A 21,303-nucleotide genomic window follows, 5' to 3' on the forward strand; every position below is an offset into this window, starting at 1 on the left:
GAATTTGCTTTTAACCCCTTTTAAAAGCGATTTTTCTTTTAGTCATTTAGAAAACAAACAATTGTATGACAAAAATCATAAAATATATGCTGATTAATCATATTAAAAGACCCAAAGCTCCTTTATTATTGTGATAATAAACAAACCTTACAGTTAATTCAATTATCATGAAATCAGAAAGGAAAAATTACACATTAAGAAACTGGGGCATGGCCATCATGGGCATGTTGCTACTTATGAGTTATACTTCTTGTAAAGATGCATCGTCCAAAAAGCAAGCTTTTGCAAATGGCGAGCATATGCAAACAGCAGGTGAACCGGTCGTAGCAGAACTCACAGCCCCTCCTTTTGTTCCAGCTCCCGTTGGCAATAGAAAACCAATGAAGCTGGTTGTCAATATGGAAATTATTGAAAAGGAAAGCGAAATGGTGGATGGTGTAAAATACGTTTATTGGACCTTTGGCGGTACAGTACCAGGCAGTTTCATTCGCACAAGAGTTGGTGATGAGGTAGAATTCCACCTCAAGAACCATCCCGACAACAAACTGCCCCATAACATAGACCTCCATGCGGTAACAGGACCTGGTGGTGGCGCCGAATCCTCATTGGTAGCACCAGGTCATGAAAAAACTTTCTCATTCAAAACATTAAATCCAGGACTCTATGTTTACCACTGTGCTACAGCACCCGTGGGAATGCATATCGCAAACGGCATGTATGGGTTAATTTTGGTGGAACCTGAAGGAGGCCTTCCTCCTGTGGACAAAGAATATTACCTGATGCAGGGTGATTTTTATACCGCTGGCGCCTATGGTGAACGTGGAACGCAGCCGTTTGACATGACCAAAGCGATTAATGAAAACCCCGACTATGTCGTATTTAATGGCAAGGTAGGTGCGTTGACAGGCGACAATGCTTTAACAGCGAATGTCGGTGAAACAGTTCGTTTATTTGTCGGCAACGGTGGACCAAATCTGGTTTCCTCCTTTCACTTGATTGGAGAAATATTTGACCGAGTACATATAGAGGGCGGTAGCGTCATTAACGAAAATATACAAACAACACTTATACCTGCAGGTGGGGCTGCCATTGTAGATTTCAAGGTCGATGTTCCTGGTAGTTTTGTACTCGTTGACCACTCTATTTTCAGAGCCTTCAATAAAGGAGCATTAGGAATTCTAAAAGTAACAGGCGACAAAAATGAAAAAATCTATTCTGGAACAATACAGGAAGGAATTTACTTACCTGAAGGTGGTACCATCCAAAATTTACCTGTAGCCACGAAGAGCGATAAGCCTACAGCGCCAAAATCAGTTGACGAGCAGCTCCTTGAAGGGAAAACCATCTATATGCGCACTTGTTTTGCGTGCCACCAAAGTGAAGGACAAGGAATAAAAAGTGCCTTCCCTCCGCTAGCGAAGTCAGACTACCTAAATAAAGATGTGAACAGAGCTATCAGCACCGTAATTCATGGCCTTACCGGAGAAATCATGGTTAATGGCGAAACATATAATAGCGTCATGACTAGCCAAAATTTGAGCGATGAAGAAATAGCCGATGTTTTGACCTATGTCTATAACAACTGGGGAAACAACAAAAGTAAGGTAAGCCCCGCCATGGTTAAAGCTGTCAGAAAAAAATAAAACAATGAAATTAGCATTTAGCCTATTCAAGGCCTGTTTTTTCCTACTAACAATAAGCATCGTTGCAGCAGCACATGCCCAAGAAACAAAAATGGCAACCGTAAAGGGAGGGACATATATCCCTCTTTACGGTGCCGATGTGGATGGCGCACGCCTGAAAGTAGCCAGCTTTCAACTCGATATCTACCCTGTTACTAACGCGCAATTTCTGACATTTCTAAAGGCTAACCCGGAATGGCGCCGTTCGACGGTAAAAAGACTATTTGCCGACGAGCGCTACCTGATTGACTGGGAAGGTGATTTAAATTTCGGAAAGACGAACTTACCCGCCGCCCCTATCACCAATGTATCGTGGTTTGCTGCAAAAAAATATTGCGAATGCCAGGGGAAAAGATTAGCAACGATGGACGAGTGGGAATATGCTGCGATGGCCGATGAAAAGCTGACCGATGCACGCACTAAAACCCAATTTAACAGCTTTATCTTATCGTGGTATGAGAAAGCTAAAACAGATAACAATCCGGTAGGAAGCACCTTTAAAAACTATTGGGGAATCTATGACCTCCATGGTTTAGTTTGGGAATGGACATCCGACTTCAATTCAGTCTTTATAGCTGGAGAATCTCGCAAAGCGATGCTTGGCGACGCTAACCTTTTTTGCGGCAGCAGTGCTGTGGGGGCATCGGACTTAATGAACTATGCAGCTTTTATGCGCTACGCCTTTAGAGGAAGCATCAAAGCGAGCTACAGCACTAAAAACTTAGGCTTTCGCTGCGCGAAAAGCCTATAAAAAAGCATCTAGCGACTGACGGTGACTAATACAGCAGTTTAATAACAATGAAATACAAATCATTTACATATGAAAAAGTACATAACAATAGGATTAGGTTTATTACTTACCCTACAGGCATGTAACAACCAAAAGCAAGAACAGCAAACCGAAAAGACAAACAAAGAGCAGGTCATTTCTGAACTTTCAATCTACAACCTTCCATCGCAGTGGACCAACCAAAATGGCAAAAACCTAGAGCTAAAAGAGCTACAGGGCGATATTTTAGTAATGTCCATGATTTACACTTCCTGCAAGGCAGCGTGCCCTAGGTTGGTCGCAGACATGAGACATATTGAACAACAGCTGAGTGAAAAAACAAAGGCGAAGGTTAAATTTGTATTCGTCAGTATAGACCCTGAAGTTGATACGCCTGAACGATTTAAAGCCTTTGCAATTGAAAATAAAATGGATAGCGACCAATGGATTTTCTTGCGTTCGACAGCGGAAAACACACGTGAGTTTGCCGCGGTCCTTGCTGTAAACTACAAAAAGATATCACCCATGGATTTTTCACATTCAAACATCATCAGTGTTTTTAATGCCAAAGGAGAGCTTTATTTCCAGCAGGAAGGACTTGGCGTCGACTATGCGGAGACGGTAGGAAAAATTAACACCGCAGCCGAGATGATTTAAGCGTTCTTTTTACGGAAGATAAAATAAAGGCAAAAGCAAATCTACAAAACACGTGAATATAGAAGGGATTCCACCGAACATACACATCGAGCATGATTAGAGGCCTCCGAAGCGTACGCTAGCACCTAGCACCAGCATAGCAACACCAATAGCTGTGATGAGCAAAATATGGAAGGCCATAGGAACGATATTTTGGGGACTTAGCTTTGGAATAATAAACAATCGCGCATGGAGCGCTAAAGCTAGCGTAACAAAGAGCAACACTAATTTGATGGACACAATTTTTTCAATAGGATTGGAAAAGGAAAACCACAGCTGCATATCGACACCATATGTATAAGCCATAAGCAACCCTGTGATAACGAGCAGCAACAAGGCGGGCAGCCCTAGTGGCTCAAACTTTTTTTCAAAATTAGAAATGACCTGGGTATCTTTATGTTTTAGTGCTGTGGGCAAATACCGAATGGCAAGCAACAGGTGCCCTCCTACCCAAATGGTAGCACTAAGCAAGTGAATGATTAGTATAATTTGATGTTTCATAGACTTATTTTTTATAGGAGATGCTTACAATCATTAAAAGCAAACCTAAGGGTAAACCCAAACTTATGCTGAAGAGAAGGCTATAATATCCCGGAATCATCGCTATTCCCCTATAGAAAAAAGCCCCCTGGATAAACAGCAACAACTCGGTTATCACAAAGCAAATCCCAAATAGAGATAGACCAACCTTCGTTGTATTAGCCTGTATATAGAAATACTTTAATTCACTACTAAAGGCCATTAAGAAACCTGTAACCAGCCCCAACATAGAAAGGTGAACGAAGCCGATAGTAAAATTCCGAATACTATGGGGCAACAGGGCAATCTCAGGAAAGAAAGCCATAGACTGCATACCTGTTTTTAGCAGCAAAACAAAGAAGCCAAGCTGATAAAGAAACCTAGTAAATGGCTGAAGCGATTTCATGAAACCTTTGAAGAGAGGCACAATAAGTTTAAAAAAGGCAACAGCACTAATTAACTGCATCAAAAGGCCTACCTGATTAATACGTTGCAGTATCGGCAAAGGAATATACCAGCTCACAGGAAGGGCAAACGTTAAGAGAGTAGCTATTATAAAGCTGTAGTAAAACCAGTTAAAGACGCGCCTGTTGCATAAGATACCTATCCCTCCTCCCATCCGCTGAAATAAAAGAGCGAGAATACCAAATACAAACCATCCATTAAATTGAAAATGAATAAAAAACTGAATGGCGACCTGATAGATAGCGGAGCTTTTACCACCCATTGCCATTATCGGCCCTAAACACCAAACACCGATGGTAGAAAACAGCATAAAGAGAAGAGCTGTACACAACATCCTTCGGGCTATAGGGTGCTGAATTTCTTTATCTCTCCATACGCTATAGCAGAAATAATAGCTGCAAAAGATATGTAAAGTCGAGAAAAACAGGGATAACAGGGCATAGCCTTGCAGCGGAAAGCTGATGAGCATACCGACGATAGACAGTTCTGTCACCCAAAATAAGCGGTTATATTTTTGCTTTAAAGCCGTCCTTTTGGGGATGAAGTAGTGAAAAATAAAAGAGTATAACATTAAATACACCCATCCTAACATCGCTGTATGGGAATGCCCATGTAAGACATAAGCATAATTGACAGCCACAGGGTGTATATAGACATAACGCAACAGAGTACCCATACTTGCCGCAAAGCAAAAATTGATAAGGCACGTTACTAACCAGCTTTTTCTCATGAGCTTTTATGGTTTACGACTATGTATAATGTTATACTCTCTAACATTAAAATAAACACTATTGTCTTATCCTACCATCTTTTCTAGTTCTACCGCTTTCGGAAATAAAATATTATTCTCCAGATGGATATGCTTATGCAGGTCGCTTTCAAACTCCTGCAACATGGCGTAGGTAATTTTATAGGTAGTACATGCATCCGCCGGAGGCGTATAATTATCGGTGATAGCGGCTATTTTTCTAAAACGCTCTCCTTCGTTATCATGCTCTTCCATCATCATGGCTACAGGATTTTTCACCGTCCCGAAATGTGGCTGCTCAACTTGCGTAGCCCCTATTTGTGCACTCGTCATTTTACGCACAAACGGAAATAAGATAAGCTCTTCTTTCTTGAGATGCATTGCTAAATCTTCCGCCGACAAGGCGAACAGCTCTTTCACCTCAAACAGCTCAGGGTGATTATCGCCATGTACATTACATAGCTTATCAAGAAACTGCAACAACACAGGAGTCTTCTCCTCGATGTAACGATGATGCGTCTTCTCTACATAATCAGCCAATAAATCTAAAGGCCATGTTTTGTAGTCTATAGTCGAATTATCTTTTTGTTCAATTACAGCATCTAGCGCTGCTAGCAATTCCGATGAAGAAATACCTTCCTTCAAACAAACTTCGCTAATGCTTCGGTGACCTCTGCAACAGAAGTCAATACCGTATTTTGAAAATGTTGCAGCAGTTCTATAATCATGTGCTACAATTTCTCCGATTGTCATATTTTCAGCTGTTTTCATAGTTTTAATTTTTGATACCTTACCAATTTACGTTTTTCATTTCAATAAAGGATAAAAACATCCTTTATTATTTTAAAAGAATAGGCATCCAATTATGCCTCTATCAATTTTATTTACTCTGCAATCAATTTACCCTTCATCAAAGCCGCATGTGCTGGAAAGCTACATAAGAAATCGTAGGTTCCTTGCGCTGGAACAGTAAATTTGACACTCGTTGTCTCCCCTCCTCCAATGACTTTGGTATGTGCAAGTACATTACTTGTTTCGTCCGCAGGAATGTAGTCATGGTCTTTAGCAAGGGCTGCTTTTTGCGTAAAGGCAGCAAGGTCAACACCTTTCTTAAGAAGGACGAAATTATGCCCCATTATACTTTTATCCATTTTCCCCGTATGCTTGAAGACTAACGTAACCTCTTCGCCCGCTTTAACTTTGATTTCTTGCATATTAAACTGCATTTGGTCGTTTGCCTCAAGCTGAATAGCATTTTCATCCACAGCCTCACTGTTTGCTACGCCAGGTTCCACCGTATTATCAACCGCAGTAGCTTTGTTTTCATTTTGTCCACCGCTACACGAGCCTAGTACGCATACTACGGCAAGCGCTAAAGCAGTAATGTTTAATGATTTTCTCATGATTTTTAAATTAATTGTTATAAAATATTTATACATAGACTGATGAAAATAGAAGGTTTCATCAAAAGACTATACACGTCATTAATAACATCAGGAGCTACAAAACCGTAATTACATCGATTTATTTATAGCCTCAAATGCGTACTTCCCGATTTTATACCAGAGGCCAGCTCCGCTAAACTGGTGCTGCAAAGCATCAGTTTCAAGTCTTCACGAATTGATTTAAAACTATTGTGGACTGGGCAAGGCTGTATTTCAGAGCATTCTTTTAAGCCTAATGCACAACCATTAAAAACAGAATCCCCATCTATAGCAGATACAATTTGTGACAGATAAATCGTAGTCATTGCTGATTTTGGGATATCAAATCCTCCCGTTGGACCTTTACTTGAATTGATAATATCATTCTTAACCAAAACTTGCAATATTTTAGCTGTGAATGCCTCCGGAGAATCAATCTTTACTGCGATATCCTTAAGACCAACGCGCTTATCCTTATAGGACTCTGATGCAATAAAAATAACTGCTCGAATAGCATACTCACAAGTTTTTGAAAACATGACTCTTTAGATTTAATAATACAAATATACAGTAGATTTTTAATATAGGATATTTTTATCCGAATATATTTATCAACAACTAAAACCCCTAATTTTTACAGGGGAATCTAAACACCAAAGCATCATTTAAGTGCACAAAAAACATAAGTTTTTCTAGTAAGCTATCCAATGAAAAGACGAGTTTGCCACAGCTCAGTGCGCAACAGTTTATCGACATTTTCCAAAAGGATACGTATCTTAGTTCAACTAAAAAGAAAGCTATGAAAGTTTATATATCGAGAAATATCCCTACAGAAGCAATAAACCTATTGAAAGAGCAAGGCCTATCTGTAACTGTAAATGAAAACAGCACCTTATTAAGTAAAAATGAGCTTATCGATGCCTGTCAAGGAGTAGATTTATTACTCAATGTAGCTCATGCCGATTTGGATGCTGCTTTTTTAGAAGCCTGCCCAAGCCTTAAAGGTATTGCGTTGGCCAGCGTAGGCTATGACCATATCGATTTAACAGCGGCAAGCAAACATAATATCGCCGTCAGCAATACCCCTGATGTATTAAGCGAAGCTACTGCTGATACAGCATTCTTGTTGATGCTTGCGGTATCCCGCAAGGCATTCCATCGCGCCAACCAAGTACGTTTAGGACAGTGGAAAGATTTTGAGTTTATGCAAGATCTAGGCATCGAGCTTTATGGAAAGACCTTGGGAATTTATGGATTAGGACGCATCGGTATTGCCTTAGCTCGCAAAGCGCAGGCAGCATACAACATGAACATCATTTACCACAATAGGTCTAGAAATTTGGAAGCCGAGAAGTTGCTACAGGCACGCTACGTGAGTTTCGACGACCTGCTTACGCAGAGTGATGTCATCTCTGCACACAGCTTCTTAAGCCCGGAGACCACCTACCGTTTCAATGCTGATGCATTCAAGCGTATGAAATCGTCGGCAATCTTTATTAATACAGCACGTGGAAAGATACACCAAGAAGCAGACTTAACTGCGGCATTGCAAAATGGAGAGATTTGGGGAGCTGGGCTTGACGTGACCGATCCGGAGCCTATGTTAGCCAACAATCCATTGCTTGACTTACCAAATGTTTGTGTACTTCCTCATATTGGATCGGCAACGATAGAAACAAGAACACAAATGGCCTTATTAGCGGCGAGTAACTTGATTGCCGTAAAAAATGGAGTACCAATGCCGCAAATATTAAATCCAGAAATTTATAAGGGTTAACGGCGGTAGCTATCACGACAAAAAAAGGGGCTATCTTTTCAGACAGCCCCTTTTCTATGGGTAAAAAATATTATTTCTTAGCAACAACAGATACTTTGAAGTTGATTTCTTTAGAAATCAAATCATCAGCTTTACCTGTATAAGATACACCCCAGTCTTCACGAGCGATGTTAAAGTCTGCCGTTACATGTACCGATGCATCTGTAGACTCAGCAACCTTAGCGTCAAAAGAGATATTTTTACTAACTCCTTTGATTGTTAAGTTACCTGAAACCTTAACATCACCTTCTGTAGCACCTGGAGCAACGCTTGTAATATCAAACTTCGCTTCTGGGAATTTAGCAACATCAAAGAAATCTTCATTTTTCAAATGGCCATCTAGCTTCTCTTTCCACTCGCCTTCAAGATCTGTAGAGCCAATGCTGTTCATATCTAAAACGAATGAACCACCTACAACTTTACCTTGATCAACAGTGAAACTGCCTGAAGAAATTGTGATTAAACCTTCGTGTGCGCCTGTTACTTTCGTACCTGTCCATTTTACTTTAGAAGCCGCAGCATCTACCGTATAGGTTGCTCCTGTTGTCGCAACAGCAGTTTCTACAGAATCTTTAGTTTCTGCCTTTTTACCTTCTGGATTTCCAGCACAAGAAGCAAGCACCAAAGCCGCTCCGATTGCCAATAATGAGATTTTTTTCATGATTGTTTGATTTATCTAATAAATATATGTTACAACGTATTTCCTTCAAAAATAAGATAGTTTCTTATAATCTATAGAACCAATCGACATTTTAACATTCAAAAGACAATTACTAGTGCCCTTGTTGCTGACCTTCGATACGACGAATATCTGCTCCTAAAGCTTTTAAGCGTTCTTCGATATCTTGATAACCTCTTTCAATCTGCTCGATGTTATAAATAACAGATTTTCCTTGAGCCGATAATGCAGCGATCAATAAAGATACACCAGCACGAATATCTGGAGAAGTCATCTCGATACCACGTAATTTTGTTTGCTTATTCAAACCAATAACCGTTGCACGGTGTGGATCACACAATATAATTTGCGCGCCCATATCGATCAACTTATCAACAAAGAATAAACGACTTTCGAACATTTTCTGATGAATCAATACATTTCCTTTAGCTTGGATAGCTGTCACCAATACAATACTCAACAAATCTGGAGTAAAACCAGGCCATGGAGCATCAGCAACAGTTAAAATAGAGCCATCAATGAAAGTATCAATCTCATACGATTCCTGTGCAGGAATAAAGATGTCATCTCCTATAAGCTCAAACTTGATGCCGAGTTTTGCAAAAATCGTAGGAATGATACCTAATTCTTTAAAACATACGTCTTTAATGGTAATCTCAGAACCCGTCATCGCAGCCAAACCGATGAAAGAACCGATCTCAATCATATCTGGCAACATACGGTGACTTGTACCACCTAATTTCTCTACCCCTTCGATAGTCAACAAATTAGAACCAATGCCGGAAATCTTAGCGCCCATACGGTTCAACATTTTACATAGCTGTTGTAAGTAAGGCTCACAAGCAGCATTGTATAAAGTAGTCACCCCTTTAGCCAAAACAGCAGCCATTACCACGTTTGCCGTACCGGTTACCGAAGCTTCGTCTAGAAGGATATAGGTTCCTTGCAATGCTGTAGCATCTACATTGAAGAAGTTATTCTCGCTATCATATACAAACTTAGCACCCAATTTCTCGAAACCTAAGAAGTGCGTATCTAAGCGTCTTCTACCAATTTTATCACCTCCTGGTTTAGGAATTGCGGCCTTTCCAAAACGCGCCAATAAAGGACCAACAATCATAATCGACCCACGAAGGCTTCCTCCTTTTTGTTTGAACTCCTCGGATTGGAAATAGTCGATATTAATATCTTTAGCTTCAAACTCGTACGTATCTTTATTCACACGATTAACCGTAACACCCAAAGCAGCCAATAAATCGATCAATTTATTGACATCTTTAATGTCAGGAATATTGCTAATCGTCATCTTCTCCGATGTCAACAATACAGCGGATAGAATCTGAAGCGCCTCATTTTTTGCTCCCTGAGGAACAATCTCCCCCTTCAATTTCTTACCACCAATAATTTCAAATGCGTTCATATTTTAATCTAATACGTTTACTAATTATAAAAGGAAATAAATCCCGTAAAAAAAGAGCAATTGGATAACGTCCCGCGCCTCACAATTGCTCTCTAAAACCCTACATGGATCTGCTTAGCGCTTAAATCCACCCTTTTTAGGGACGAAGCTCTTCTTCGGTGTAAAAGTTTTTTTATTGTTGTTATTATTATTACTTGGACCGTTATTATAGGTCTTCTGATTGCTACCACCTGTTGTTCCTTGTGTTTTCACACGGCTACCTGGAGGCGGCGTTTTGAAATCTACTTTCGTCAATACCGTATCTAATGGTAATGATAACTTACCTGCCGACAGCTCAATTAAGTCGTGGATAATATGATCATCCTGCACGCTATCTTTATTCCAAGTCATATAAGCCATCTTCATAAAGTTAGCTATCGCTAGCGCCATCTTATGCTGTGTCTCTTCTGTTGGAGCTGTCTTCGCCTTCTCAATCATGCGCTCCACAGTGAAGCCATAATGCTTAAAGCGAATACGGTGTTGTGGGTATTCTAATAAATCAGGCTTATGATGAATCTCCTCGCGATTAGGCACTGGATATGGAGAATCTACATCAATTTTAAAGTCAGATATGATATGTAAATGATCCCAAAGCTTATGCTTGAAATCGGATACATCACGTAAATGCGGGTTTAACACCCCCATCATGTCGATTACGACCTGTGCGTATCTATTGCGCTCTTCTTTGGTTGGAAGTGTACAAATATAGTCAACCATATTCTGCACGTTTCTTCCATATTCAGCCAAAATTAAATTTGGTCTTGTACTGTTGTAATCGAACTCCATATGTATTATTTATAACATCTAAAAGCACAAAACTTTGATGTGTATGTATTAATTTTTACGCTTAAACAATTCTAAGCTTCGCAAATTTAAGCAACAATTGTTTCTGTCCCAACTCTTTGAAAAAAATAGTTGCTTTTATATCACCTTTATTTCCTTCTAGATTCACGACTTTACCGAAACCGAAACGTTCATGCTCAACTTCCATACCAACTTGCAAGCCACTCGTATCTGAGGGAGCAAAGCCTTCCGTCGGCACATGGGCCTTCGGCAAAATCGAAGTTGTCTTCATTGTTTTAGGCTTAGGCTTCGAGAAACTATCGGTTTCTTTCTGCTTCCATGCAACACGCTCTGATTGAAAACCACCATCTCCACCGGTAGCGACAGAGCGAGGTTTGAAGTCCAATTCCAAACATGCAGGATTCAACTCGTCAAGGAAACGGCTAGGCTCACAATTGTTCAAGTTACCCCAGCGGTAGCGGGAGGTAGCATAAGACAGGTGCAAATTCTTTTCGGCACGCGTCACCGCTACATAAAACAAACGTCGCTCCTCTTCCAACTCCGACCGTGAATTTAAAGACAATTGAGATGGGAAAAGGTTCTCTTCTAAACCAACAATAAAGACAAAAGGAAATTCCAATCCTTTGGACGAGTGAATCGTCATTAACGATACGGTATCCGCATTAGGGTCTTTATCCTTATCATCATTTGTTAGTAAGGCAATATCCTGCATAAATACATCCAAGCCTTTCTCTGCAATATCTTCACGCTCAGAGAACTCTTTGATACCATTCAGAAGCTCTTGAATATTTTCATAACGCGCCAATCCTTCAACAGACTTGTCTTCATACAAATCTTTAAGGATACCACAATGCTGTGCAATGTGCATTGCTACATCAAAGGCAGATCCTGTTTGGGCCAAAGCCTGAAAACTTTGAATCATCAGCCCGAAATTACCAACAGAAGTAGCCGATCGTCCATCTAAGAACATCTGCGCATTAACAACCACATCCCAAATACGATATTGGTTTTGGTGCGCTGACACCATAATTTTATCCAATGTTGTATCACCGATACCACGACGTGGATAGTTTATAACACGCTTTAGTGCTTCCTCATCGTTCGGATTGAAGGTTAATCGAAAGTAAGCAATTAAATCCTTAATCTCCTTACGTTGATAGAAGGACGTTCCTCCATACAATTTATAAGGAACCCCCAACTTACGTAAGGCTTCCTCCATGGCACGTGACTGTGCATTGGTACGGTAAAGGATGGCAAAATCCTTAAACTTCATGTTATTTTGCGATTGTGCCATGGCAATAGCGTCGGCTACAATCTTACCTTCCTCATTATCCGAGAAAGCACGCACTACTTTAATCTTCTCTCCTTCTTCATTCTCGGAGAAAACATTCTTCTCTAGCTGGTTTGTATTTTTTTCAATTACGCTATTTGCCGCATTCACAATCATCTGCGTAGAGCGGTAATTTTGTTCCAACTTGAAAACCTTCACATCAGGATAATCCTTCTGGAAGTTTAATATATTTTGAATATTCGCTCCACGGAACGCATAGATACTTTGCGCATCATCACCTACCACACAGATATTCTCGCTAACGGCTGCTAGACGTTTAACGATTAAATATTGCGAAAAGTTGGTATCTTGATACTCATCCACCATCAAGTACTTAAACTGATGTTGGTATTTATGTAAAACATCGGGATGCTTATTCAGCAATACGTTTGTTTTAAACAACAAATCGTCAAAGTCCATCGCCCCAGCACGGTAACAGCGCTGCGCATAGGTCATATACAATTGACCAATCTGCCCACGTCCGTTAGCAATATCTTCCGCCATAACGGCTTCATTTTTATTGTATTCCTGTGGAGATATCAGATTATTCTTCGCCGAGGAGATACGTCCATAAACATGGTTTACATTGTATAGCTTATCATCAAGGTTCATTTCTTTGATGATAGCACGCAGCAAACTTTTAGTATCGTCCGTATCGTATATCGTGAAATTTTTAGGATAACCAATAAGCTCCGCTTCAACACGTAGAATACGTGCAAACACAGAGTGAAAAGTACCCATCCAAATATTCTTGGCTTCCGGTCCTACAACCGACATAATACGCTCGCGCATCTCTTTGGCCGCCTTATTGGTAAAGGTCAACACCAAAATATTAAAAGGATCAACTCCTTGACGAATTAAATGGGCAACACGAAAGGTAATCACTCTTGTCTTTCCGGAACCCGCACCAGCAACAATCATCACTGGTCCTTTTATCTGCTCTACAGCCCCTCGTTGGGAGGGATTCAATCCAGCTAAATAATCCAAATCTTTATTCTAAATTTTTATGAATGGCAGCCTTACAGCCTGCCGTAAATATAATAAAAAAAACCTTATTTTGTAGTTCGACTTCCCTCCATAGGCAGAGGTCTAGACCGTCAAACAGGCCCTAAGCTTTAGAAACAAAGCTTATAGACCATAGGAACATACGCAAATATACAGAAAATTAACATAACCGTGATATGCCTAAAAAGGCGCATCATCAGGCATGTCATTCATACGTGAAGGCATCGTGATTCCACTACCACCGCCAGCATCAAACCCACCAAAAGAATCCGACGGATTAATAGCCGAACTAAAGGAGTCCATACCACCACCACCACCGAAAGAATCGCCCGCAGGGCCACCAAAATCTTCTTCTAAATCGACGAACTTCACATATTTACCTACGAATTTCAAAGGTACAATTCCCGTCTCACCGTTACGGTGTTTCGCAATAATAACCTCACCAACACCAGCTGTAGGACGTCCCTCCTCATCTTCCGTCATACCGTAGTATTCTGGACGATACAAGAACAACACCATATCCGCATCCTGCTCAATAGATCCAGATTCACGTAAATCCGATAACATCGGACGCTTACTATTACCTGGTCTAGATTCCACGGCACGACTCAACTGCGATAGTGCGAGCACCGGAATATTCAACTCTTTAGCCACCGACTTCAAAGCACGCGAAATACTACCAATCTCCTGCTCGCGGTTACCACCACCTTTACCTTCGGCTTTACCATGCATTAGCTGCAAGTAGTCGACAATCACCATCTGGATATCGTGCTGCGCCTTAAGACGACGACATTTAGCACGGAATTCAAAAACGTTTAAGGCAGGCGTATCATCAATAATCAATGGCGCTTCTGTCAGTCTACCAATACGGGAATGCAACTGTTGCCATTCATGATCCGCAAGATTTCCTTTCTTAAGCTTCTCTTGTTCGATTTCTGTTTCACCAGCAATCAAACGATTCACCAACTGAACAGAGGACATCTCTAGGGAGAACACGGCAACAGGCTTATCGTGATCTACAGCGGCATTACGCGCTACAGAAAGTACGAAGGCCGTTTTTCCCATCGCAGGACGTGCCGCGATGATTACTAAATCGGAAGGCTGCCATCCGGAAGTCATACGATCCAAAGCCGTTAAGCCTGAAGGAACCCCAGTCAATCCATCGGTACGATCGCGCAACAATTCTAAGTTATTAATTGCCTCACGCATAATATCGTCCATCTTACGGGAGTCACGACGCAAGTTGTTTTGTGCAATATCAAACAAAGACTTCTCGGCATGATCTAGCAAATCGAAAATATCTGCTGTCTCATCGTAAGAGCTATTAATAATTTCCGAAGAAACCTGGATAAGCTCACGCTGAATATATTTTTGTGAAATAATACGTGCATGATACTCAATGTTTGCGGCAGACACTACCCTATCCGTCAACTGTGTGATGTAGTAAGCACCACCAGCCATCTCTAAAGCGCCCATTTTACGCAATTCGGACGTTACCGTCAACAAATCGATAGGTGATGTTTGCTGGAAGAGGTTAAAAATAGCCTCATAAATTTTCTTATGCGATTCCTTATAGAAAGATTCAGGCTTAAGGATATCGATGATTTCACTTAACGCGTTTTTCTCCAACATCAAGGCACCCAACACAGCCTCCTCAAGATCTAGCGCCTGAGGTGGTATCTTCCCTAGGCCACTAACCATATTATTCAGATTCGTGCGCTTCTTTCCAAAATTCGACTTCCCTGTTTGGTTGTTCGAAAAATCTGTTTCTGATGCCATATTGATGGGGGGTTAACAAGTGTAAATCAAGATCCCAAAATGGGATATGCTCCGGATTGGGATAACAAAATTATAAAAAATAACCAGCATCGGTTTAACTATTTGTAAACATACCTAAAAAGTTGTGCAAACAAGTATGCGGATGCCAGCGAAAAGGACGAACAAACAGCCTTTTGCTTTTCCACAAACAATGTGCATAACCTGTTGATAACAAAAATACACAACTATAATTCAAATACTTACAAAAATGTTAACAACTTAACACTTTGTGGAAAACAAAAAATTAAAATACCTTTTTAAGCCCCGAAAAGGGCTTTTTAGCCCTACCCTCTCATAGCCAAATAGTTACCTGTTTTTAGCGAAAAATAAATACGAAAACGGGTCTGTTTTGATAGGTCACATTTTGTATCTTTGTGATATGGCAAATGATACTTCAACAATAAAACCCTACAAAACGCAAGCTGGTGGCAAGAAGGAACAAGTCACTGACATGTTCAATAATATCTCGTCAACATACGATGTATTAAATCGTATGATGACCATGGGTATTGATACCATTTGGCGCAAAAAAGCCATACGCTCTTTGGAGAGTATCGCTCCGCAACTTATTCTTGATGTAGCAACAGGAACAGGCGACTTCGCTTTAGAGTCTCTACGCATACTGAAGCCTAAGAAAATTATCGGTGTCGACATTTCCTCGGGCATGCTGAAAGTAGCTGAAGAGAAAATTAGAAAAAAAGGACTTGAAGATCGTTTTGAAGTTCAACTTGGCGATTCGGAAAAGTTACAATTTGAAGATAGCACCTTCGATGCTGTTACCGTTGCTTTCGGTGTTCGTAACTTTGAAAACCTAGAACAAGGCCTATCCGACATCCACCGTGTATTAAAATCGGGCGGTAAAGCAATCATTCTAGAGCTATCAAACCCGACAGCTTTCCCAATAAAACAATTTAATCATTTTTATTTTCATAAATTAACCCCAGCTTTAGGTCGCCTTATCTCTAAGGATAAAAACGCATACAGCTACCTTCCAGAATCTGTTGCTAATTTTCCGGATGGTGCGCGCTTTGCAGCGATCACACAAAAAGTTGGTTTTAAAGAAACACGCGTTAAACCGCAATTTTTCGGCTTCGCCACCATTTACGAATGTACAAAATGAGAAAACAGTATTTCTACCTCTTAGTTAGTCTATTCTTGCTTACGGCTCCTGCGCAAGCGCAGCGGGGGATTTCATTACCCTTCTCTAGTCATTACGACGAGAATGCTTGGCTTTCTTTGGGTTTACAATACAGTTATGTCAACTCTACCTACCGCATTGGTTTGAAAGATGGCTGGCAAAAAATGGGAATTAACAAATTCCCTGGAAATCCAAGACCGGAAACCAACGAGCTTTATATTCGTGAGTTCGGAGCAATACAAACATCAGAGAGCAATGGTATGTCGGTAAGTATTCCCGTGGAACTTCGTTTGACGGACAACCTATCGACTACTTTTCAGCCTAGTTTTCTTTTCATCAATAACGGTGGTATCAAGTATTATGACACCGCTATTCCGCAGGATCCAAATGCTGCACCGCAAGACCAGCTCAAACAGGGGCAATATGTCGATCAGCCACTCCTACGGAGGATGCGCCATGTAGGTTATGACCCTGAGGGAACCAACTTCAATGCGTTTGATTTCCCCTTAAATATTAAATTTCGATCGGACGAAAAGTCTTTGAAAAACAAATTTTACCGCTATCGCGGATATATGACGGGTGGAGCACGCTATAGCCGTTGGATTGGCATCCAGAAGGAATATAATGGATGGATGGGCGTTGAAGAAGCGGACCGTGCGCAGCCATTAGTATTAAAGCCGGGCTACCTATCTTGGGAGTTTGGTATTGGTGCTGAGATATTTTTCCCTTATTTCCGGATGTCTCCGGAGATTAAATTTATTCAAAGTTTTGGCGATGTCTTAGACCGTAACCATGGTTTATCTAAGAACAACCAGTTTATGGCGCCACTAGAAAAAACACTAATTCGTAATATTCAATTCAGTTTAATATTTCAATAATGAGAACCGTATTCATCACAGGAGCGAGTTCAGGTATAGGCGCGGCCTGTGCTGAAGTACTCGCTAGCGAAGGTAAATATCGCCTACTACTTTGCGCAAGAAGAACAGATAAGCTGCAAGAGCTACAGGAAAGTATTCACGCGAAATATCCGACCTGTGCTATTCACCATTTTGAGCTTGACGTACGCAATCAAGAGGATGTGGCGACAAGCCTAGCAAACCTACCTGCGGACTGGAAAAACATAGATATCCTTATTAATAATGCGGGCTTAAGCCAAGGTTTAGATCTTTTCCAAGATGCCGACATCGCAGATTGGGATCGCATGATTGACACCAACGTTAAAGGGCTACTCTACGTGACTAAACACAGCATTCCTTTAATGGAACAAAGTGAAGCCCCACATATCATCAACCTAGGTTCTATTGCCGGTAAAGAAGTTTATCCGCAGGGCAATGTATATTGCGCGACGAAGCATGCCGTTGATGCGTTAACGAAAGCGATGCGCATAGACTTACTCAATAAAGGTATCAAGGTGACATCTGTTGACCCAGGAATGGTAGAGACGGAATTTTCGGAGGTACGCTTCAAAGGCGATAAAGAACGAGCAAAAAATGTGTACAACGGCTTAACTCCACTTTCAGGAAAAGACATTGCCGAGATTATCGCCTTCGTCTTGTCTAGACCTGCACACGTCAACATTAACGACCTCTTAGTCATGCCAACAGCACAAGCATCAGGAACGATTGTTAGACGCGACAATTAAGGGCTTGGCCCAGGATTAAACAATTTATTGCTATTTTTGACATTTCAAGATTACCATTATGACATTAGAAGAAAAAATCAATCAAGATATTAAAGCAGCCATGATCGCTAAAGATCAAGGTAAGCTTCGTGGTTTACGTGCTGTAAAAGCAGCAATCCTTTTAGCTAAAACAGAAAAAGGACACACCGAAGAGTTAAGCCAAGATGCGGAGATTAAAGTTTTACAAAAACTAGTTAAACAACGTAAAGAATCAGGCGAGATCTACAAAACGCAAAATAGAGAAGATCTTTTCCTTATCGAACAAGAAGAACAATTAGTTATTGAGAGCTACCTTCCTCAGCAGTTAGACAGAGAAGCTGTAGAAGCAATCATCAAAGATATTATCACTAGTATAGGTGCTACTTCGGTAAAAGATATGGGTAAAGTTATGGCTGCTGCCAATCAAAAATTAGCTGGACAGGCTGATGGAAAAACCATCTCAGAGGTTGTAAAATCTTTACTATAACTTTAATCAGGCAAAGGTTACCTTTGCTAAAAAGCATAAAAAAACTCCTATTTAACAATAGGAGTTTTTTTTATTTCTACTTATTTCTTAGGCTCACCATACGTGCGGTCACGCTCAAAGGTTTGCATATGTCTCTCTTTCTTCGCTGGATAAACGTCATCAAGCTTAATCATGATTCCCGTCTCTTCCACCTCGCCAAATTCATCATTCATCGCCGTACCGAAAACACGCATCGTCGGTGATAAGTTCATGTAGGTATTAATTAATGGCGGGATATTTTCGCCTAGCTCACGAACTTTAGTATTCAATACTTTATAGCCTGCTTTATAATCTAAGCCATCGAAGATGCCAATAAACTCCGTGATATCTGTTTTATAGCCAACTTTCAATCGTTCAAACGGCGTCACCAGGCCTTCTTTATCTGGGAAGTAGTATTCCATAAAGTAGATAAGAAGATCTCTAGCTACGGCATTATATTGAGGATACATCGTTACTTTCCCGAAAAGGTACTTCACATCAGGATTAATCACCACTAAAGCGCCTAATCCATCCCACAGGTTATCCAAAGAGAACAATCCTTTACGGTTATCGATAGACGGCTGAAAACGCGGCTGCACCCAAGAACGGCCTAACTCTAAAGTATAAGGTAGGTAATCCTTCTTAAAGGTATCTGAAAAGTCAAAGTAATGAGCCGTTGAAAGGTGAACCTCTCCCTGCTCATCTACAGCATCCACGCACTTTATTACGCGATAGCCAGCAATGATTTCTTCTTCTTCCGAATTCCAAGCGATTAACTGATCATAATTATGTGCACAGGTATCGTTTTCATCAATATCTAACTCCAAACCTGTTCCACCGCCCGCTCCACGGAAAGTAATCTCCCGTAAGCGACCAATTTCACGCATAATATTTGGTGCACTATGATAGTTCACGAGGTAAACCTCGTTATTCCCATTATTCGTGTAACGGACAAAAGCCTCTTTAGTAAGCTCTGCCTTTATTAACTCTCTATCTACTGGTGCAATTACTTCTTGCATAAATTATTTTTTATCCCCCATACTATAAACAATCGCCCGCACTTCCTTTGCCCAATCTTTCTCACTCTTCGAAGTATCAAATTCCGTATAAGAAATACGCTTACCAATGCGAATCGTTACGCGTTGATTGCGTTGTGAAAACATTTCATCAGGCAAATATAGCATCTCTAAATTAACCTTTAAACCTAGCTTTTCACGAAGTCTAGCTAAATTATAGAAAAAATTGGAATTTCTGCCCTCAATGTAAACCGGAACGATGTCTCTTTTATACTTTTTAGCTTTTGTAATAAAGCTTTTTTTCCACTCTAGGTCTTCAATTTTACCCTTTATTTTGCGAGACACTAAGCCAGCAGGAAATATCAACAAAGCATTGTCTGACGCATATGCCTGATCAATAGCTACAATCCCACTTTTAGCCTGATTTCCAACCTTATTAACCGGTATAAACAAAGGTTCTAAATTCCCTATGTTTAGCAAAATATCATTCACAAAAAATTTCACATCACGACGGTAGCGACCGATAGCCTGCATGATAGCAATACCATCCAAACCTCCTAGTGGATGATTTGACGCAAAGATTACACTATCGTCTAAAGGAATATCTTCTCCGCCTTCCAAAACAACATGGACACCAAGTTCCTCAATTAAGGCATCTACAAAGTCTAGCCCATATAGGGATTTAAACTTCGTCATGATATAATTGATTTCTTTTTCGTGAATGATACGCTCTAAATAACTAATAAGCGGTTTAGGAATCCATTTCGCCAGCTTCGGACTTTTTTTATGGATCACATTCCGGACCTCAATAAATCTTACCTGCTCCTCTTCACTCATTTTTATGCGTCTGTAGTTTTTGATGATGAGCCGTAAAATTAAGTAAAAATATATTTTAATGCGGTAAAAAGTTGTTTACACTATAAAAATAGTTGAATTCATTGATTATTCATACATTAGCAGTACTAAACACAAAAAGCGTTTTTTTTACAAGCCCTCTAAAAGAGGCAAAACACGAAAAATACTTCTCATATCATTCCTTTCGTTAAACGTTTTCTTTTTTTTTGTGTTTAATATAATAGACAAAAGGAGGTTATTTATGTACATCGAACAGGCAAATACACAAATTGAACACGAGGTAAAACCCAGTGACAGTATAGCTTATGCTTTGCACAAAATGAGTGATCTACATAGTAGTCAGCTCGCTGTTGTGGACAACCAATCTTTCATCGGACTAATTAGTGAAGACCAGCTCTTAAATCAGAGCGATGTTGATCAAGAGGTAGGACAACTCAATAGCTTATTGAAGTTTGTATACCTATTCAATGACCAGCACCCTTTGGATGCTTTACAATATATGAGTGCCCATCAACTATCGGTATTACCGATTTTAGATAAAGAGCATAAGTATACGGGCAGCATCACTGCAAAAGAGCTGCTTAATGAGCTCAACGATATCCTAGGCAATAATGAGCCTGGAGCTATTATTGTATTGGAGCTAGGCAAGGCGGATGTATCATTATCGCACATCACACACCTTATTGAGTCCGAAAATGTACACATCAGAAGTCTTGCTATACGTGAGATTCCTGACAGCACAAAAGTGGAAATGACCATCAAAGTGGATAAGCAAAATATTGCTCCACTAGTTGCCTCGCTATGGCGATTTGACTACACGGTAAAAGCAACATTCAATGATGGCAGCCCTGATTCGGATATTAATGACCGCTATGGCATCCTGATGAATTATTTAAATTTATAGAGAATAGCCTA

The 21,303-nt window shown here is 40.4% G+C and carries 21 protein-coding genes; 9 read left to right on the forward strand and 12 right to left on the reverse strand.

All coding sequences use genetic code 11. The features are described 5' to 3' along the window. Positions 1-167: 167 nt before the first annotated feature. The 3 genes from nirK to WH223_RS18555 all read left to right on the forward strand — a co-directional run bounded on the left by nirK (position 168) and on the right by WH223_RS18555 (position 3,108). Complete coding sequence (nirK, locus tag WH223_RS18545; RefSeq protein ID WP_340049356.1) at positions 168-1,643, forward strand: copper-containing nitrite reductase; 1,476 nt, start codon at positions 168-170, stop codon at positions 1,641-1,643. 4 nt (positions 1,644-1,647) lie between these two features. Then, entirely contained in the window at positions 1,648-2,433 is a 786-nt protein-coding gene (locus WH223_RS18550; RefSeq protein WP_340049357.1) for a formylglycine-generating enzyme family protein, read from the forward strand. Positions 2,434-2,502: 69 nt separating this feature from the next. After that, positions 2,503-3,108, forward strand: a complete 606-nt coding sequence (locus WH223_RS18555; RefSeq protein ID WP_340049358.1) for an SCO family protein — start codon at positions 2,503-2,505, stop codon at positions 3,106-3,108. A gap of 96 nt (positions 3,109-3,204) precedes the next feature. Here WH223_RS18555 and WH223_RS18560 read toward each other — a convergent pair whose 3' ends face one another. The 5 genes from WH223_RS18560 to WH223_RS18580 all read right to left on the reverse strand — a co-directional run bounded on the left by WH223_RS18560 (position 3,205) and on the right by WH223_RS18580 (position 6,842). Then, positions 3,205-3,648: a CopD family protein gene (locus WH223_RS18560; RefSeq protein WP_340049359.1), complete on the reverse strand. Its 444-nt coding sequence runs from the start codon at positions 3,646-3,648 to the stop codon at positions 3,205-3,207. A 4-nt stretch (positions 3,649-3,652) separates the two neighbouring features. Next, positions 3,653-4,861, reverse strand: coding sequence for a hypothetical protein (locus WH223_RS18565; RefSeq protein WP_340049360.1), 1,209 nt, complete (start codon positions 4,859-4,861; stop codon positions 3,653-3,655). A 66-nt stretch (positions 4,862-4,927) separates the two neighbouring features. Next, positions 4,928-5,650: an iron-sulfur cluster repair di-iron protein gene (gene ric, locus WH223_RS18570; RefSeq protein WP_340049361.1), complete on the reverse strand. Its 723-nt coding sequence runs from the start codon at positions 5,648-5,650 to the stop codon at positions 4,928-4,930. Positions 5,651-5,763: 113 nt separating this feature from the next. Next, positions 5,764-6,282 (reverse strand): azurin, encoded by a 519-nt coding sequence (azu, locus tag WH223_RS18575; RefSeq protein WP_340049362.1) that lies wholly within the window; start codon positions 6,280-6,282, stop codon positions 5,764-5,766. A gap of 125 nt (positions 6,283-6,407) precedes the next feature. Then, entirely contained in the window at positions 6,408-6,842 is a 435-nt protein-coding gene (locus WH223_RS18580; RefSeq protein WP_340049363.1) for an RrF2 family transcriptional regulator, read from the reverse strand. Between the two features lie 260 nt (positions 6,843-7,102). On the opposite strand from WH223_RS18580, the gene WH223_RS18585 reads away from it, so the two are divergent. After that, the gene (locus tag WH223_RS18585) at positions 7,103-8,080 is read left to right on the forward strand and encodes a 2-hydroxyacid dehydrogenase (protein WP_340049364.1); all 978 of its coding nucleotides are present in this window, start codon (positions 7,103-7,105) and stop codon (positions 8,078-8,080) included. Positions 8,081-8,150: 70 nt separating this feature from the next. On the opposite strand, the gene WH223_RS18590 is transcribed toward WH223_RS18585, so the two are convergent. The 5 genes from WH223_RS18590 to dnaB all read right to left on the reverse strand — a co-directional run bounded on the left by WH223_RS18590 (position 8,151) and on the right by dnaB (position 15,175). Continuing rightward, positions 8,151-8,780, reverse strand: coding sequence for a YceI family protein (locus WH223_RS18590; RefSeq protein ID WP_340049366.1), 630 nt, complete (start codon positions 8,778-8,780; stop codon positions 8,151-8,153). A 112-nt stretch (positions 8,781-8,892) separates the two neighbouring features. Next, positions 8,893-10,218, reverse strand: a complete 1,326-nt coding sequence (murA, locus tag WH223_RS18595) for a UDP-N-acetylglucosamine 1-carboxyvinyltransferase (RefSeq protein WP_340049367.1) — start codon at positions 10,216-10,218, stop codon at positions 8,893-8,895. A 114-nt stretch (positions 10,219-10,332) separates the two neighbouring features. Further along, a complete protein-coding gene (locus WH223_RS18600; protein ID WP_340049368.1) occupies positions 10,333-11,043 on the reverse strand; it encodes a DUF4290 domain-containing protein in 711 nt (236 codons plus the stop codon). 61 nt (positions 11,044-11,104) lie between these two features. Beyond that, positions 11,105-13,378, reverse strand: coding sequence for an ATP-dependent helicase (locus WH223_RS18605; RefSeq protein WP_340049369.1), 2,274 nt, complete (start codon positions 13,376-13,378; stop codon positions 11,105-11,107). Positions 13,379-13,576: 198 nt separating this feature from the next. After that, positions 13,577-15,175 carry a replicative DNA helicase gene (gene dnaB, locus WH223_RS18610; protein ID WP_340049370.1) on the reverse strand — a complete coding sequence of 533 codons (1,599 nt, stop codon included), beginning with the start codon at positions 15,173-15,175 and terminating at the stop codon, positions 13,577-13,579. A gap of 418 nt (positions 15,176-15,593) precedes the next feature. Here dnaB and ubiE point away from each other — a divergent pair, with 418 nt between their 5' ends. From ubiE to WH223_RS18630, 4 genes are read left to right on the forward strand one after another with little or no spacing between them, the layout of a single operon-like run. Next, complete coding sequence (gene ubiE, locus WH223_RS18615) at positions 15,594-16,334, forward strand: bifunctional demethylmenaquinone methyltransferase/2-methoxy-6-polyprenyl-1,4-benzoquinol methylase UbiE (protein ID WP_340049371.1); 741 nt, start codon at positions 15,594-15,596, stop codon at positions 16,332-16,334. Then, entirely contained in the window at positions 16,331-17,230 is a 900-nt protein-coding gene (locus WH223_RS18620) for a PorT (protein WP_340049372.1), read from the forward strand. Before ubiE ends, WH223_RS18620 begins: the two co-directional genes overlap by 4 nt. Further along, positions 17,230-17,994, forward strand: a complete 765-nt coding sequence (locus tag WH223_RS18625; protein ID WP_340049373.1) for an SDR family NAD(P)-dependent oxidoreductase — start codon at positions 17,230-17,232, stop codon at positions 17,992-17,994. Before WH223_RS18620 ends, WH223_RS18625 begins: the two co-directional genes overlap by 1 nt. Positions 17,995-18,052: 58 nt before the next feature. Further along, the gene (locus WH223_RS18630) at positions 18,053-18,499 is read left to right on the forward strand and encodes a GatB/YqeY domain-containing protein (protein ID WP_340049374.1); all 447 of its coding nucleotides are present in this window, start codon (positions 18,053-18,055) and stop codon (positions 18,497-18,499) included. Positions 18,500-18,579: 80 nt separating this feature from the next. On the opposite strand, the gene WH223_RS18635 is transcribed toward WH223_RS18630, so the two are convergent. After that, complete coding sequence (locus WH223_RS18635) at positions 18,580-19,536, reverse strand: GNAT family N-acetyltransferase (protein ID WP_340049375.1); 957 nt, start codon at positions 19,534-19,536, stop codon at positions 18,580-18,582. A gap of 3 nt (positions 19,537-19,539) precedes the next feature. Further along, positions 19,540-20,370, reverse strand: coding sequence for a 1-acyl-sn-glycerol-3-phosphate acyltransferase (locus tag WH223_RS18640; RefSeq protein WP_340049376.1), 831 nt, complete (start codon positions 20,368-20,370; stop codon positions 19,540-19,542). Positions 20,371-20,629: 259 nt separating this feature from the next. Between WH223_RS18640 and WH223_RS18645 the strand changes: the two genes are divergently transcribed. Continuing rightward, on the forward strand, positions 20,630-21,292 hold the full coding sequence (locus WH223_RS18645) for a CBS domain-containing protein (protein ID WP_340049377.1): 663 nt from the start codon (positions 20,630-20,632) through the stop codon (positions 21,290-21,292). Positions 21,293-21,303: the final 11 nt, after the last annotated feature.

Source organism: Sphingobacterium sp. MYb382, assembly GCF_037572665.1.
Taxonomy (GTDB): Bacteria; Bacteroidota; Bacteroidia; order Sphingobacteriales; family Sphingobacteriaceae; genus Sphingobacterium.